General features: G+C 66.5%; 11 protein-coding genes. 4 read left to right on the top strand and 7 right to left on the bottom strand.

Translation table 11 applies throughout. From position 1 onward, the window contains the following. Positions 1-178 precede the first annotated feature (178 nt). Positions 179-856 carry a nitroreductase gene (locus QX070_RS05320; RefSeq protein ID WP_315735543.1) on the top strand — a complete coding sequence of 226 codons (678 nt, stop codon included), beginning with the start codon at positions 179-181 and terminating at the stop codon, positions 854-856. 1,141 nt (positions 857-1,997) lie between these two features. Here the strand turns inward: QX070_RS05320 and QX070_RS05315 are convergent. Further along, a complete protein-coding gene (locus QX070_RS05315; protein ID WP_315735541.1) occupies positions 1,998-2,912 on the bottom strand; it encodes a phosphoribosylaminoimidazolesuccinocarboxamide synthase in 915 nt (304 codons plus the stop codon). A 42-nt stretch (positions 2,913-2,954) separates the two neighbouring features. After that, entirely contained in the window at positions 2,955-3,872 is a 918-nt protein-coding gene (locus QX070_RS05310) for a pirin family protein (protein WP_315735540.1), read from the bottom strand. Positions 3,873-4,012: 140 nt separating this feature from the next. Between QX070_RS05310 and QX070_RS05305 the strand changes: the two genes are divergently transcribed. Both QX070_RS05305 and QX070_RS05300 read left to right on the top strand, forming a co-directional pair. Then, positions 4,013-5,089 carry a helix-turn-helix domain-containing protein gene (locus QX070_RS05305; protein ID WP_315735748.1) on the top strand — a complete coding sequence of 359 codons (1,077 nt, stop codon included), beginning with the start codon at positions 4,013-4,015 and terminating at the stop codon, positions 5,087-5,089. Positions 5,090-5,230: 141 nt separating this feature from the next. Beyond that, a complete protein-coding gene (locus tag QX070_RS05300) occupies positions 5,231-6,628 on the top strand; it encodes a serine hydrolase (RefSeq protein ID WP_315735538.1) in 1,398 nt (465 codons plus the stop codon). An 8-nt stretch (positions 6,629-6,636) separates the two neighbouring features. Here QX070_RS05300 and QX070_RS05295 read toward each other — a convergent pair whose 3' ends face one another. Continuing rightward, positions 6,637-8,007 (bottom strand): MmgE/PrpD family protein, encoded by a 1,371-nt coding sequence (locus QX070_RS05295; RefSeq protein ID WP_315735536.1) that lies wholly within the window; start codon positions 8,005-8,007, stop codon positions 6,637-6,639. A 121-nt stretch (positions 8,008-8,128) separates the two neighbouring features. On the opposite strand from QX070_RS05295, the gene QX070_RS05290 reads away from it, so the two are divergent. Next, positions 8,129-9,271, top strand: coding sequence for an FUSC family protein (locus tag QX070_RS05290; protein ID WP_315735534.1), 1,143 nt, complete (start codon positions 8,129-8,131; stop codon positions 9,269-9,271). 5 nt (positions 9,272-9,276) lie between these two features. Here the strand turns inward: QX070_RS05290 and QX070_RS05285 are convergent, their stop codons facing one another. From QX070_RS05285 to gyrB, 4 genes are all read right to left on the bottom strand, one after another. Then, positions 9,277-10,662, bottom strand: a complete 1,386-nt coding sequence (locus QX070_RS05285) for an MATE family efflux transporter (protein ID WP_315735532.1) — start codon at positions 10,660-10,662, stop codon at positions 9,277-9,279. Positions 10,663-11,466: 804 nt separating this feature from the next. Beyond that, a complete protein-coding gene (locus tag QX070_RS05280; protein WP_315735530.1) occupies positions 11,467-11,946 on the bottom strand; it encodes a DUF2867 domain-containing protein in 480 nt (159 codons plus the stop codon). Between the two features lie 180 nt (positions 11,947-12,126). Next, the gene (murA, locus tag QX070_RS05275) at positions 12,127-13,422 is read right to left on the bottom strand and encodes a UDP-N-acetylglucosamine 1-carboxyvinyltransferase (RefSeq protein ID WP_315715017.1); all 1,296 of its coding nucleotides are present in this window, start codon (positions 13,420-13,422) and stop codon (positions 12,127-12,129) included. Positions 13,423-13,595: 173 nt separating this feature from the next. Next, positions 13,596-16,031 carry a DNA topoisomerase (ATP-hydrolyzing) subunit B gene (gene gyrB, locus QX070_RS05270; RefSeq protein WP_315735528.1) on the bottom strand — a complete coding sequence of 812 codons (2,436 nt, stop codon included), beginning with the start codon at positions 16,029-16,031 and terminating at the stop codon, positions 13,596-13,598. Positions 16,032-16,451 lie beyond the last annotated feature (420 nt).

The following is a 16,451-nucleotide window of genomic DNA, read 5'->3' as shown; positions in this document are numbered from 1 at the left end:
GGCAAGGCCGCAGGCCTTGAACCCGCAATCCCGACACGCAGGAGGATGAGTTGGGGACCGGGTCGAGTCTGCGGGACTTGCAATGGCCTCGACGGCCCGATTGGTCAATCTTGCACTGGAACCGGAAAGCCGAGAATATTCCTGGCAGCACAGCAGTCATCATAGGACTACCACGCACATGCAGTTCGACGACGTCATCCTCGGCCGCCGTAGCATCCGCGGCTACAAGCCAGATCCGGTGCCGCGGGCGCTGATCGAGGAAATCATTGCTCTGGCGATGCGCGCGCCGTCGTCGATGAACACCCAGCCGTGGAATTTCTACGTCATCACCGGCGAGCCGCTCAACCGCATCCGCGCCGGCAACACCGAGCGGATGCTGGCCGGCGTGCCGCAGTCGCGCGAGTTTCGCATCGGCCAGCCGTTCGACGGCGCGCACCGCGAGCGCCAGATCGGCGTCGCCAAGCAATTGTTCTCCGCGATGGGGATCGCGCGGGACGACAAGGAGAAGCGCCAGGACTGGGTGCTGCGCGGCTTCCGCCAGTTCGATGCGCCGGTCTGCATCATCGTCACCTATGACCGCGTGCTCGACGGCAGCGACGACACGCCGTTCGATTGCGGCGCCGTGACCACGGCGCTCGTCAACGCCGCCTGGTCGCGCGGCCTCGGCGCCGTCATCAACAGCCAGGGCATCATGCAATCGCCCGTGGTCCGCGAGCACGCCGGCATCGCCGACGATCAGGTCATCATGAAGAGCGTCGCGCTCGGCTGGCCCGATCATGATTTCCCGGCCAATGCCGTCGTGTCGGAGCGGAAGTCGGTGAAGGACGCGACGGTGTTCGTCGGGTTCGAGGACTAGACGGACATTTCGGGGACCGCAGGGGACAACAGACGCCGTGGCTTCGACAGCTCGAAAAATCACAGATGCCTTATTGGATCAGACGGATACTTCTCAAGTCTGGAGAGCTCGTTACCGAGAAGGAGCTCCGCCGGGATGAAAATTATTGCGAAGGTATCGCGCCGATCGTCGGAGAGGTTCTGACCGTGCACTGTCGCGGGCGGACGTTCCGCGCGGAAGTCGTCTGGGGAAACTGGCCCGGACGAGGTCATTCGGCCGATATGGTCGTGCCGCTCCGCGTCAAAGAGATCTAGCAGAAGAAACTCCGGCCAAAAAAGAACCTAGTCAGGGCGTCATTCGGCGCTGCCGATCGAGGCGAGGAGCACACGTCTTGCGTCAGCTATCGAAAAATTTGACGTCGAATTCCTCTTGCAGGATTTTGTTGTTGCTATTTTTCCGAAGTCGTGCTCTTGTCCGCGCATCCCGCCTCATGCAGAGGGACGTACGCGTCGTCACGATGCGTAGAGGCGGGGAGCGGTGGCCGTGTGCCTGTCAGGCGCTCTTGCGCTGACGAATGGCAGCGCGCGGACGGTCAAGCCGTGTGGTCCTGGCGCCCCGATGCTGGCGCCAAGCTCGCGATGACGTTCGTACGTCGTGGCGGGCGACGGGGGCAAATAAGCCGGTCCCCGAGGAGAGTACGGAGCAGCCGTTAAACCCATCGCGCAGGGAGGGCCGGGATGTCTCGGCTGAACCTTGTGGTACCTGCCGCCTGCATTTTTTGAGCAGGCGGGCCATGGGAGCAGCCAGCTCCCGGCCTTCCCTGTGCCCTCGGCATTTTCGAGGGTCTTGATGCGATCAACTCGGGCGCGATGGCGCCGCGGGATGTGTTGATGCGTCTGGGCGCATCATGATGGCCTCGCCGTGTGGGCCCCCACCCCCGACCCCTCCCCGCAAGGGGGAGGGGAGAAGAGAGAGCGAACCTCTCGCCAAATTCACTCGCAGAAGAGCGGAGAAGTATCGTGTCAGCGAAGAACGCGGCCGCGGATTGGCCCCTCCCCCTTGCGGGGAGGGGTCGGGGGTCCCCGAAGCACTCTGTTAGTTCTGAGCTCCTACGAGATAGCTCAAACCCAAGCGCGAACGTCGACGCGTGAACCTGCGATCCTCAGATCTTCAGCTCGCTTCCCGTCACCCGACGGAACGCTTCGAGATAGCGCTGGCTGGTGGCATCCACCACGCTCTGCGGCAAAGGCGGCGGCGGAGCCTCGCCATTCCAGCGGCCGGCCTTGCGTTCGCCGTCGAGATAGTCGCGCAGCGGCTGCTTGTCGAAGCTCGGCTGCGGCCGGCCCGGCTGATAGGCATCGACCGCCCAGAAGCGCGAACTATCAGGCGTCATCACCTCGTCGATCAGGATGATGTGGCCGTCCTTGTCGCGGCCGAACTCGAATTTTGTGTCGGCGATGATGATGCCCTGTTCGCGGGCCAGCGCCTCGCCGAGCGTATAGACCGCGCGCGTCATGCTCTCCAGCGTGTAGGCCGTCTCGTCGCCGACCGCCTCGCGCATCCGCGCGATCGTGATGTTCTCGTCATGGCCGGTCTCGGCCTTGGTCGCCGGGCTGAAGATCGCGGGCTCCAGCTTCTGACTCTCGACCAGGCCCGCAGGCAGCTGCTCGCCGGCGAGCGTGCCGCTCGCCGCGTATTCCTTCCACGCCGAGCCGGAGAGATAGCCGCGGATCACGCATTCGATCGGGAACACATTGGTGCGCTTGCACAGCATCGCCCGCCCGAGAATCTCCTGCCGGTGCGGCTTGAGCTCAGGCACTTGGTCGATGATCTCATCGGTGTCGGCCGAGATCATGTGGTGATGCACCACGCCTTCGAGCGCGTTGAACCAGTAGGCCGAGATCTGCGTCAGCACCGCGCCCTTCATCGGGATGGTTTCGTTCATCACCACGTCGAAGGCGGAGATGCGGTCGGTGGTGAGCAGCAGCACGCGGTCGTCACCGACGGCATAGATGTCGCGGACCTTGCCGCGGCCGATTTTCGGGAGCGGCAGATTGCTGGTGAGGAGCGTGGTCATCGTGCGGGGCTTTCGAAACGGGAGCGTTGCGCTCTCAATAGCCTATTCCGGCAGCGGAATGAACTCGTGCTCCTGGGGAACGGCGGCGAAGCGGCCGGTTTTCCAGTCCTGCTTGGCCTGCTCGATGCGCTCCTTGCTGGAGGAGACGAAATTCCACCACACGTGGCGCGGCCCTTCCAGCGCGTCGCCGCCGAGGAACATCATCCGGGTCGGCTTGACCGTGCGCACGCTGATGGCGTCTCCAGGGCGGAAGACCAGCAGCCGCGGTCCTTCGTGGCGTTCGCGCGCGATCTCGACCTCACCGTCGACGATATAGATCGCGCGCTCCTCGTGGTCGGGATCGAGCGGCACGACCGTGCCGGCCTGCGCGGTGACCTCGACATAGAACCAGGGCGAGACCATCGTCACCGGCGAGACCGCGCCGAACGCGCGGCCGGCGATGATGCGCGCGGAGAAGCCGGTGTCGCTGACCGTCGGCAGCGCGTCGGCCGCATAATGCTGGAAGCTCGGCGCGATCTCTTCGGATTCGACCGGCAGCGCGATCCAGCTCTGCAGGCCCAGCATCTTCTGCCCGTTCTGCCGCTGCAGGTCGGGCGTGCGCTCGGAATGCGCGATGCCGCGGCCCGCCGTCATCAGGTTCATCGCGCCGGGCTGGATCTCCCGCACGTTGCCCTCGCTGTCGCGATGCATGATGGCGCCGTCGAACAGATAGGTGACGGTGGCAAGGCCGATATGCGGATGTGGCCGCACGTCCATGCCCTTGCCGGACATGAACTGCACCGGGCCGAAATGATCGAAGAAGATGAACGGCCCGACCATCTGCCGGCGGCCATGCGGCAGCGCGCGACGCACCGCAAAGCCGTCGCCGAGATCGCGGGTGCGCGGCACGATGACGTGCTCCAGCGCGTCGCAGGATGTGGGATCGCCGAACTCGGGATCGATCGATGGCTGCCAGCTCATGGGGCGCTCCTGCAATGCGGTCGCGCGAGCTTAGCAGCTTTGCTGAGGCGACGGCAGGGCAGGAGGTCGCGGTGGCGGCGCGATTTGAACGAAGCGAAGCTCCGGCCTAGAGTTCCGGCGCTGACAACGGACCCATGACGATGACGCTCGAAAGCCTCGATCTCGCGCTTCGCGCCGCCGCTATCGCGCTGCTGGCCGTGCTCGCCGTCGCGCTGGGACGCGATCTCGGCAGGCAATGGCGCGGCCGGCTCGCGATCGCGCTGGCGCTGGGCTCGGCCGCGCATGCGGCGACCTTCAACATCGGCGGCACGGCTGCGCCATCGCTCGCTTCCGCGCCGCTGATTGCGCTGGCGACCGCCGATATCGTCGTGCTCTGGCTGTTCTGCCGCGCGCTGTTCGACGACGGCTTTGCGTTGCGTTGGCTGCACGGCCTGATCTGGCTCGCGGTGTTCGGCTTCAGCCTGCTGAGCTGTCTCGTGCTGGGGCCTGCCGGACATGGACGGCTCGTGATCGTCGCCAATAATGTGCTGGCTCTCGGCTTCCTTGGCCTGACCTTGGCGCAGACCATCCGCTCCTGGGCGGCGGATCTCGTCGAGGGGCGGCGGCGCATCCGCGCCTTCGTCGTCATCGCGGCGATGGCCTACGGCGGCGTCAACGCGCTGCTGCAGATCGCGTCCGCCGGCAGCGGGCCGTCGGAGCTCGCCAATGTCATCAATGCGGCGATGTTCTTGGGCGTGGTCGGCGCCGTTGCGTTGATGCTGCTCAAGGTCGGTGCCGGCGACGTGCTCGCGCCGGAGACCCCGCAGGTCGAGACGCCGAGCGTGGCAGCGGCTACCGTGGTCGTCCCAGGGGCGGAGACGGCGGCCAACCGCAAGCTGGTCGACGCACTGATGCGGCTGATGGCGAACGAGCGGATCTACCGCCAGGAGAACGTCACCATCGGCATGCTGGCGACGCGGCTCTCCATTCCTGAATACCGGCTGCGGCGGCTGATCAATGGCGAGCTCGGCTACCGCAATTTCAATACCTTCCTCAACGCCCACCGCATCGAGGAGGCCAAGGCCGCGCTGGCCGATCCCGCCCAGGCCGAGGTGCCCGTGATCACCATCGCGATGGACGCCGGGTTCCAGTCGCTCGGCCCGTTCAACCGCGCCTTCAAGGCGGTGACCGGGGTGACGCCGACCGAGTACCGGCGCATGAGGCTGTCGGCGGCGTGATCTGTTCAGCCTTGAAACTGCAGAGGAATTCCAAAATCGGCGAGATCCCGGCGATTCTCGGCTGGGATGATTTCCGAAATCGGCGAGCGTCCGGGCCGCAGCCGCAGTCCGGTCCGGCAGATCCAACTGCCGGAGCTCCTCATGACTCGCCGCCTGCTGATCGCTCTCGTTGCCACCACCGCGCTAGCCGCCCTGGCTGTCGGCAGCGCCCGGGCGCGCGACGTGCCCCAGGTGGCGACAGGCTTCATCGCCAGCGTGCTGTGCTCGGAGACCTTCGTCTCCGGTCTCGACCCGGACCGCACGCTCTCCGAGACGCGGGCCGCGATGCCCGGCGCCGGCCTGCTGAGCTGGGCGATGGATGTCCGCGTCGATCGCGCCGCCAAGGACGTCACCGTGACGCTGCTCGGGCTCGGTCGCAGCCATGCGGTGTTTCGCGACGGGCTCGGCTGCCATATGGATCATGGCGAGAGCCCGGACTGGCCGACCGTCCGGCTGTCCCAGCCGGCCTTGCTGCCCGGCACCGCTCCGCCGCATGGCGTGGCGCCGGCGACACCAGCGCTGACCGCGGCGCTCGATCGCGCCTTTGCCGAGCCGGAGGTGCCGCCGTTCCGGCGCACCCATGCCGTCGTGGTGATGAAGGACGGCAAGGTCATCGCCGAACGCTACGCGCCGGGCTTTGCGGTCGACACGCCGCTGCTCGGCTTCTCCGCGACCAAGTCGATGACCGCGACCTTGATCGGCATTCTCGTCCGCCAGGGCAAGCTCGCGCTGCATGCGCCCGCCCCGGTCGCGGCCTGGCAGAACGAGAGCGATCCGCGCCATGCCATCACCGTCGATCACCTCCTGCGCCACACCGCCGGGCTCGCGCTCGGCAGCTCGCTGCAGGCCTCGTTGGTGTCGGCGCTCGAGCCGGTCAACCGGATGAAGTTCGTCGAGCCCGACCGCGCCGCCTATGCCGAGTCCATCCAGCTCGAAACCACGCCGGGCGCGGCCTGGAACTATCACGATGGCAACACCATCATCCTTTCCCATCTCATCGGCGATGCCGCCGGCGGCAGCGCCGCGGACGTGCTGCGCTTTGCGCATCGCGAGCTGTTCGATCCGCTCGGCATGACCAGCGTCACCCTCGAATTCGATGCCGCCGGCACACCGGAGGGATCGAGCCAGATGCTGGCCTCGGCGCGCGACTGGGCGCGACTCGGCCAGCTGTATCTCGACGACGGCGTCGTGGCTGGCCGCCGCATCCTGCCCGCCGGCTGGGTCGCGTATGTCAGCGCGCCGACACCCGGCGCGTTTGTCGGCCTCGGCGCCGGCTTCTGGACCAACAGTGGCGACAGCTTTGGCGCCAACTACCGCATCTCCCACGGCTGGCCGCGCGACGCGGTCTTCGCCAAGGGCACGCTTGGCCAATATGTCATCGTCATCCCCTCCGAGCGTCTCGTCATTGCGCGCTTCGGGCGCACCGTGAACTGGCCGCCGGAGGCCGACGGCGTGGCGCAGCTTGTGAGCGACGTGATCGCGGCGACCCATGGGGAATGACGCATGCACTACGCTCTCCCCAGCGCGGTGGCCTGCGCGACACGGTCGAACCGCTCCAGCGACAGGATCGCATCGGCAAAGCTCTGCGCGCGGCTGCTCAGCACTGGCTGCGCGAGCGTCAGAAACTTGTCGCTCATCGCCTGCGCGGAGGGGAACGAGGTCGGCTCGCCCGAGGGATCGTCGTGCAGCCGCTCGTGCACGCCGTCTTCCGTGGTGATGGTGACGCGCGCGCCGAACGGATGGCTGCGGCCGACCTCCAGCCTGTCGTCCTGCACGACATCGAACTTGTCGGCGAGCGCATTGATCGCGGTGTCACCCAGCCTGACGTAGTCGTCCCAGCCGAAGCGGCCCTGGTCGAGCGCCAGCGCGCCGGTGAAGAACATCGAGAACTGGCCGCCGACGATCGAGGTCGGATGACGTTTGGTCGCGGCATCGCCCGTCAGCGTGATGCCGTTGCGATGCAGGCCGATCTCGATGCGCTTGACCTGGTCCGGCGTCAGATTGTGCTCGCGGCGCAGCGCGATGATGGCGTCGATCGCTGCATGGGTATAGCGGCAGCTCGGATACGGTTTCACGCCGATCTTCATTGTCTCATAGGTGGAGCCGAGCCCGGCGACCGCCTTGTCGTGATGCGGCGTGTCGGTGTAGCCGACCAGAAGGCCGTGCTTGCCCTCGACGGATTCGATCGCGCCGACGAAGTCGTTCTTGGCGAGCGTCGCCGCGATCACGCCGTTCATCGCCGACGCGCCGACCTGATAGCGCTTGTTCCAGGCGCCGTTGACGAGAAACTGCAGCGAGCCCGCGGCCTGGCTGCCGGACACGCCGAAGGCGTAGATCAACTGCTGCTCCGACAGGCCGAACAGCTTGCCGGCCGCGGCGGCCGCGCCATAGGTGCCGGCGGTCGCCGTCGGGTGGAAGCCGCGGGCATAATGCGAGGTCGGATCGAGCGCGTTGCCGAGCCGACAGCACACCTCGTAACCGGCGACGATCGCGGTCAGCACCTCGCGGCCCGACGCGCCGACCATCTCGCCGACGGCGAACGCGGCCGGCACCACCGGCGCGCTCGGATGCAGCGAGGAATCGGCGTGGGTGTCGTCGAAATCGAGCGAATGGCCCATCGTTCCGTTGAGCAGCGCCGCCACCGCCGGCGTCCAGGTTCTGTTGTCGCCGAATACGGTCGCCTCGCCCGCCGCATCGAGCTTCAGCGCCGCCAGCATCTTGACGATGGACGGCGTCGATTCCGCCTCGCGCCGGGCCCGGATGGCGCTACCGAGGAAGTCCAGCGTCAGCACCTTGGCGCGGTCGAGCACCTCGGGCGGGATATCGTCATATTTCAGCTCCGCGACATAGGCGGCGAGCGTTGCGGTTTCCTGGGCCATCGTGTTTCCTCGCATCGTTGCAATGACCGTAGGCAAGCCGATTCCGCCTTTCAAGCCGGTTCGGCCGGGTGGGGAGCTGCCATGTCGGGATCGCGCTGGTGCTGTTCGAGGTGAGCGACTGATGATGTCCTTGAAGCGGCTGTTTGGCCGGTTGCGCGCCCGCAAGGCGCCGATGTCGCTGGCGGTTCGCGGCACGGTGGCGGCGACGCTTGCCTTCGCCATCGCCACGGCTTTTCAATTGAAGCTGCCGCTGTGGGCGGTGCTGACGTCGCTGATCGTGACGCAAGGCAGCGTCGGGCGCTCGCTGAAGGCAACGCGCGACTACATGTTCGGTACCATCGGCGGTGCCATCTATGGCGGCGCCATCACGGTCTTCATCCCGCATTCGGGCGAGCTGCAACTGCTCGGCATGCTGATCCTGGCGGTGACGCCGCTCGCTTTCGTCGCCGCGATCAATCCCAGCCTCAACGCCGCCACCGTGACGGCGGTCATCGTGCTGCTGGTGCCGACGATGGGCCATCTCGATCCGCTCGGCTCGGCGATCGACCGCGTGTTCGAGGTCGCGGTCGGCGCGCTGACCGGCCTCGCCGTATCGTTCATCGTGTTGCCGTCGCGCGCGCATGTGCAGATGCGTGCCGCGGCGGGGCGTCTGCTCGAACTGATTGCAGCCGCCTTCACCGAGCTGCTGGCCGGCCTGTCGCGCGGCCGCGACAACGACGCGCTGCATCGGATTCAGGACGGCATCGGTACCGCGCTCACCGAATTGAATGCGACAGGAGCGGAGGCCGAGCGGGAGCGCTCGGCGCGGCTGTCCTCCGGCGCCGATACCGGCCCGCTGCTGCGGACGATCCTGCGCCTGCGCCACGACGTCGTGATGATCGGCCGTGCCAGCGTGGTGCCGCTGCCATCCGAGCTGCAGGCGCGCTTGTCGGGACCGGTGGCGCGCGTCAGCGATGCCATCGCGAGCTATCTGCGCGGCTGTGCCGCGGCCATCCGCAACGGCTCCGGTCCGCCGGCGATCTGGCCGATCCACGTCGCGGTGAAGGCCTATGCGGAAGAGGTCGCCGCCGTCCGCAGCGACGGTCTCACGCGGGGCCTGCCGGGTGACGCCGCCGAGCGCTTCTTCGCGCTCGGCTTCTCGCTGGAGCAGATGCGTCAGAACCTGATCGACCTCGAGCGCGTCGTTGCCGAATGGGCGGGCGCGTCGACCGGGAAGCCGCATCGACCGGAGCGCGACGAGACGCCGGATACAGCGGGGGCCTGATCTCCTCATCGCGACAACCGCAGGAAGCGCAGCACCAGCAGGGCCGCATAGATGGCGGTGCCGATCGACAGCCCGATCCAGATTCCGATCGCGCCGAGCTTGGTGTGCAGGCCAAGCACGTAGGATGCAGGAAAGCCGATCAGCCAATAGCCGAGCACGGCGAGCAGCAGCGGCACGCGCGTATCCTTGATGCCGCGCAGCGCGCCGACCGCGATGGTTTGCAGCGCATCGGTGATGAAGAAGGTCGTGCCGACCAGGAGCAGCGTGGCGGCGAGTGCCGCAGTCGCCGCGGCATCGGCGAGGCCGGCGCCAAGAAACAGCTGCACGATCTCGAACCGCGCAAGGATGATGCCGAGCGTGAACAGCATGGCAAGGACGAGGCCGAGCAGCATCGCCATCAGGCCGGCGCGGCGCACACCGTGCGCATCGTTGCGGCCGGCCGCATGACCGACGCGCACCGTCGCGGCCATGCTGATGCCGAACGGCACCATGAACAGGATCGCCGTGATCTGCAGTGCAATCTGATGCGCGGCGAGAGCGGCCGTGCTGATCAGTCCCATCAGGATCGCCGCCGCCGAGAACAAGCCATATTCGAGCAGGAACGACAGCGAGATCGGAGCGCCGATGATCAGGAGCTGCCGCATCAGCCGCCAGTCGATGCGCCCGAGCCGGGCCAGGACATGATAGTCGCGGAACGGCGGGCGCAACGCGGCGAACCACAGACCGGCAAGAAACGTTCCCAGGTTGACGGTCGAGGTGGCGAGGCCGACGCCGGTCAGGCCGAGCTGCGGAAAACCCCAGTGGCCGTAGAGCAGCGGATAGACCAGCAGCGCGTTGAGCGGGATCGCGGCCAAGGTGATCCAAAGCACGGGCTCAGGGCGGTTGACGGCGCCCATGAAGCTGCGCAGCGCCAGGAACCACAGCATCGGCGCAATGCCCCAGGCGAGACCGGCGAGATAGTCCTGCGCGAGATGCGCCACGACCGGCGCCTGTCCGAGTGCGAGCAGGATGACTTCGCCGTTCAGCGCGATCAGCATGATCGGCAACGCGATGAACAGCCCGGCCCACAGCCCGACGCGCAGCGCCCGCCGGACCAGCCCGGCATCGGCCGCGCCGAACGCCTGCGCGGCGAGCGGCGCCACCGCGGACATCAGACCCATGCCGAAGGTCGAGCCGACGAAGTAGACGGTGCCCGCTAACGCGGCCGCTGCAACGGCATCGCCGCCGAGACGGCCGATGAAGGCGAGATCAGTCGACATCATCGCGATCTGCGACAGCTGCGTCAGCGCCATCGGCGCGGCGAGGCGGACCGTCTCCCAGAGTTCGAGCGCGAGAGAAGGTGTCGGCGCCGCCGGCGGCGGCGCGTGGTCGGTTCCGGCTGTGGAGGTCATGATCGAGGCTATAGCAGTCCCCGCAGTATCGTGCACATCACGCCGTCGTCGTCATGGGCGGTGCGAGATGCGAGCGACGCGGCAACATCATCGTTAGAGCTTGGGTTCGCGACGTCGGCCATCGCGGACTGCTCTCGTGCCGAACCAGATCGGATCGGACGGCCACACACGTTCCCGCGGCACGGCATGCCCGGGTGATGCTCGATTTGCTCCCCTCGAACAGGAAGAGGGGCAGGGAAGGCCGGGTGCTTGACCACACCCATGGCCCGCCTGCAAAAGAAGTAGCAGGCGGCAGTCACCACAGGTGGGCCGCACATCCGGCCTTCCCTGCGCCATGGTTGGAACGGCTTATACGTACTCTCCCCGGGGACCGAGCTTGTTTGCCCCCGTCACCTTGCGGATCGCCCGCCGGCTTGACCTCAGCATCGGGAGGCCAGGACCATACGATTTCGCCGTACACGGCCGCTCCTTCGTCCACGCGCCAGCCTCGAGGAAACCTCAAGTGCGCGCTGTGAGCCGCCGCATCCATCGCATCCCACCCTCAACGTCCGTGACGATCGCGAAGCGCCCCTCTCATGAGGACGGGATGGCCGCAGTATTTCTGACTTTCGGAATAAAAGCAAGCGTAAAATTCGGAAAGGCGTGAATAGTGAAATCGCGGCTTGGCTGATAGCTCCGCAGTTCGATGTGTTCACCGTCATTGCGAGCGCAGCGAGGCCAGTCAGATTGCCTCCGCGGAGCTCCGGATTGCTTCGCTGTGCCCTCGCAATGGCGGCGGGAAGTGAGTGAAACGCTTGCGCGGAATCAGGCGGCCGTTGCGACCTGCCGGAGCATCGCTTTCACGACGAGGCGGTGAAACGGCTTGATGACGGTGAGATAGACGCGGCCGAGAACGTTGTGGGTCTGCACCAAAGTGGTCGCTGTCACCTGCGACGTTGCGCGATGAGAGGAGACGTCGACCAGGACGCGAAAGTCCAGATGCTTGTCGTCGAAGCCGAGCACGAGCCGTGCCGGCGTTTCGTCGACGACCGGAAACATCCCGATCAGAGGACGTGGGTTGTCTGGGTCCGCGCCCGAGGTCTTCAGACCGAAGGGCCTGACCAGCAGGTTGCGAAGCTTCAGGAGCGCCGCCATCCACCAAGGCGCGTGGCCGAGCATGCGCTCGGCCGCCGTGCGGGCATCGATGTCCGGCTCGTCAATCGTGATGCGAAAGGCATCGGCGAACTCCGCGCCCGCGAGCCATCTGGTACGGTCGATGTTGGGAGCGATCTCGCTGATGGCCATGTGCAGTGAGCCTCACATGTCACGGTTGTGCCCGCGCTGTGCGCGATGCGGAGCATCATCGCACGCTCATGTTCGCGAAGCCAGCGCGCGAAATGGCATAGCGCTACGGCCGGTCATTCGTCATTGCTTCGCTTCGCGCTTCGCTCGCAACGACGTCGGAGAAATGCTGCGTGAATGGCGCTACCGCCCGCGTTCCGGCACGCGCGTGATCTTGGCGCCGAGCGCGTTCAGCCGCTCGTCGATGCGCTCGTAGCCGCGCTCGATCTGGTCGGCATTGTCGATATACGAGGTACCCTCGGCGCAGAGCGCGGCCAGCAGCATGGCCATGCCGGCGCGGATGTCGGGGGAGACGACGCGGGCGCCGCGCAGGCGGCTCGGGCCGGCGACGATGGCGCGGTGCGGGTCGCACAGCACGATGCGCGCGCCCATCGAGATCAGCTTGTCGACGAAGAACATCCGCGACTCGAACATCTTCTCGAACATCAGGATCACGCCCTCGCATTGCGTGGCGGTGACGAGTGCGATCGACATCAGGTCGGCGGGAAAGGCCGGCCAGGGCTGGTCCTCCAGCTTCGGCACGTGGCCGCCGAAATCGTCCTTGATCCGCAGCGTCTGCTCCGAGGGCACGATGAGGTCGTCGCCGGCAACCTCGCAGACGATGCCGAGCCGCTCGAAGCCCATGCGGATCGAGCGTAGATGCTCGGTGCCGGCGCGCACGATGCGTAAGGGAGAGCGCGTCACGGCGGCAAGGCCGATCAGCGAGCCGACCTCGATGTGATCGGGCTGGATCGAGTAGCTCGCCTGGCCCAGCGTGCTGGCGCCATGGATCACCATCGTGTTGGTGCCGATGCCCTCGATGTTGGCCCCGAGCGCGACCAGGAAATGCGCAAGGTCCTGAACGTGCGGCTCGGAGGCGGCGTTGCGCAAGTAAGTCGTGCCGTGGGCGGCCACCGCGGCCACCAGCGCGTTCTCGGTCGCGGTGACACTGGGCTCGTCGAGGAAGACGTCGGCGCCCTTGAGGCCGGAGGCGCGCAGCTCGATCTTGTCGGTCGCGGTGACGGTGGCGCCGAGCTGCTCGAAGGCGAGGAAATGCGTGTCGAGGCGGCGGCGGCCGATGACGTCGCCGCCTGGCGGCGGCAGCGCCACTTCGCCGCAGCGGGCGAGCAGGGGCCCTGCCAGCAGGATCGACGCGCGGATGCGCGCGCAGAGGTCCGGATCGAGGTCCGCGGCGCGGATCTCCTTGGCATGGATCGTGAGCCTGTTCCGGCCGCGCCATTCGGCGGAGGCGCCGACCGAGCGCACCAGCTCGACCAGCGTCTCGGTGTCGCGGATGCGAGGCACGTTGTCGAGCGTGACCGGATGCTCGGTCAGCAGCGCGGCGGCGATGATCGGCAGGGCGGCGTTCTTGTTGCCGGACGGCTCGATCGCGCCCTTGAGCCGGTGACCCCCCTCGACGATGTATTGAATGGGCGCCATGCGCGAAAAGTCCGTTCTGAGATGGTGATTCGCCCGGGGACCGGCGAAAGCGGAACATCGATCTTCAACGGAATTAACACGGAAGGGACGGGCAGGCCACTGCTCCGCAGACTCAGGGTACGCCTGGTCGTCTATCGCGCCAGTGCGAGGTATCCTCGGGCTGGACGTCGCGACTACACGTCCACGTTCGCCGAAAGCGAGTTGTCCTGGATGAACTCGCGGCGCGGCTCGACCACGTCGCCCATCAGCTTGGTGAAGATGTCGTCGGCCTCGTCGACCTCCTTGACCTTCACCTGCAGCAGGGTGCGCGCGTCGGTGTCGAGCGTGGTCTCCCAGAGCTGTTGCGGGTTCATCTCGCCGAGGCCTTTGTAACGCTGCATGTTGATGCCCTTGCGGCCGGCATCGGTGACCGCCTCGAACAAATCGACCGGGCCATGGATCACGGTCTGGACGTCGCCACGGCGCAAGGCGCCGGGCTTCGCATAGGCCTCCTGCAGGCGGGCCGCATATTCGTCCAGCTTGCGGGCATCGACGGACGCGAGCAATGCGTCGTCGATGACTGCGACGTCCTTGACGCCCCGCACGGTGCGCTCGAAGGTGAAGCCTTGGCCCTCGACGAAGTGGCCGATCCAGCCGCGCTCGACCTCGTCGGCCAGCACGTCGAGCCGTTTTGCGATGTAGGCGGCCGCGGCGTCCGCCGTCGGGATATCGCGGGTGATGTCCGGGCGCAGGACGCCGGCGATCGCGGCCTGCTCGACGACCTTGCGGTCGTAGCGCGTGTGCAGGTTGCGCAGGATGTTGCGCACGAGACGCGCTTCCTCGACCAGCGCCAGGAGGTCACGACCCTTGCGCTCCTCGCCTTCCGCCGTCTTGAACACGCAATCGTCGAGACCGGTGCCGATCAAATAGTCCTCGAGCGCGCGCTCGTCCTTCAAATACTGCTCGGATTTGCCGCGCGTGACTTTGTAGAGCGGCGGCTGGGCGATGTAGAGGTGGCCGCGATCGATGATCTCGCGCATCTGCCGGTAGAAGAAGGTCAGCAGCAGCGTGCGGATGTGGGCGCCGTCGACGTCGGCGTCCGTCATTACGATGATCTTGTGATAGCGCAGCTTGTCGATCGAGAACTCGTCGCTGATGCCGGTGCCGAGCGCGGTGATCAGGGTGCCGATCTGCTCGCTCGACAGCATCTTGTCCGGGCGCACGCGCTCGACATTGAGGATCTTGCCGCGCAGCGGCAGCACCGCCTGGAACTCGCGGTTGCGGCCCTGCTTGGCGCTGCCGCCGGCCGAGTCGCCCTCGACGATGAACAGCTCCGACTTGGCCGGATCCTTCTCCTGGCAGTCGGCGAGCTTGCCGGGCAGCGAGGAGACGCTGAGCGGGCTCTTGCGGGTCAGCTCGCGCGCCTTGCGCGCGGCCTCGCGTGCCGCCGCGGCCTGGATCACCTTGCCGACGATCGTCTTGGCCTCGCCCGGATGCTCCTCGAACCAGGCGGCGAGCGCCTCGTTCAACACGTTCTCGACCACGGGCCGCACCTCCGAGGACACCAGCTTGTCCTTGGTCTGCGACGAGAATTTCGGATCCGGCACCTTCACGGAAAGAACGGCGGTGAGACCCTCGCGACAGTCGTCGCCGGTCAGCGCGATCTTTTCCTTCTTCGCATTGGCCTCGGCGTAGCCGTTGACCTGGCGCGTCAGCGCGCCGCGGAAACCGGCGAGATGCGTGCCGCCGTCACGCTGCGGAATGTTGTTGGTGAAGCACAGCACGTTCTCATGATAGCTGTCGTTCCACCACAGCGCCGCTTCCACGGTGATGCCGTTGACCTCCGAGCGCACCATGATCGGTGCCGGGACGATCGCTTTCTTGTTGCGGTCGAGATATTTGACGAACTCCTCGACGCCGCCGTCGTAGCGCATCTCTTCGCGCTTCTCGACCGCGTGGCGCATGTCGGAGAGCACGATGTTGACGCCGGAATTGAGGAAGGCGAGCTCGCGCAGGCGATGCTCGAGCGTGGCGTAGTCGTATTCGACGTTCTTGAACGTCTCCGTCGAGGCGAGGAACGTCACCTCGGTGCCGCGCTTGCCCTTGGCCTCGCCGACCACCTTCAGCGGCGCAATCGCGTCGCCATGGGCGAACTCGATGAGATGCTCCTTGTTGTCGCGCCAGACCCGAAGCTGCAGCTTGCTCGACAGCGCGTTGACCACGGAGACGCCGACGCCATGCAGACCGCCGGACACCTTGTAGGAGTTCTGGTCGAACTTTCCGCCGGCGTGCAGCTGGGTCATGATGACCTCGGCGGCGGACACACCTTCGCCCTTGTGAATGTCGACCGGAATGCCGCGGCCGTCGTCGCGTACGGTGACCGAATTGTCCGGATTGAGCACCACCTCGACCGCAGTGGCGTGACCGGCCAGCGCCTCGTCGATCGCGTTGTCGACGACCTCGTAGACCATGTGATGCAGGCCGGAGCCGTCATCGGTATCGCCGATATACATGCCCGGGCGCTTGCGCACGGCATCCAGGCCCTTCAACACCCGGATCGATTCTGCGCCGTACTCGTTCGCGGTTGCAGGCTCGTTGTCGGCGATGGTTTGCCGGGCGGGTTCGGTCATGTGGGGCCTTCGGAAGGGGTGGTCGAATCGGCATCGCAGATCGCATGCCGAGAGCGCTCTTTCTCTCACGAAAGAAGCCACGCGCCTAGCGCAAAGTGGTACTTCGTAAGACATTGAAGAGATAGCGCTTTTTAACGGTTTTTCAAGGCCTGGCGAGGGTCGTTTTCGTCCCCTCCGAAAGCCGGATTCAGGCCCTTCTCGCGGCTGGTTTTGAGGCGTGCAGCGGGGCGCTTTCGCGTGCGATTCAAGGCACGAGTCACGCGTGACGCGGCAGGCGCCTCCTCAGTAGAGCGGTAGCGGCAGGGCGGTGCCACCCGGGCCAACCATCAGGCCCGAGGCACGCCGGCGGCGAGCTCCAGCGTGTCGCTCACGGCGGGCCGCCGGGCGATCTTCAGTCGCCGACCTTGCCGAGCACGAGCG

The organism is Bradyrhizobium sp. SZCCHNR1093 (assembly GCF_032381175.1).
In the GTDB taxonomy this organism is placed as follows: Bacteria; Pseudomonadota; Alphaproteobacteria; order Rhizobiales; family Xanthobacteraceae; genus Bradyrhizobium.
The sequence above is the reverse complement of the archived record's forward strand: the minus strand, read 5'-3'. Positions and strand labels throughout refer to the sequence as shown.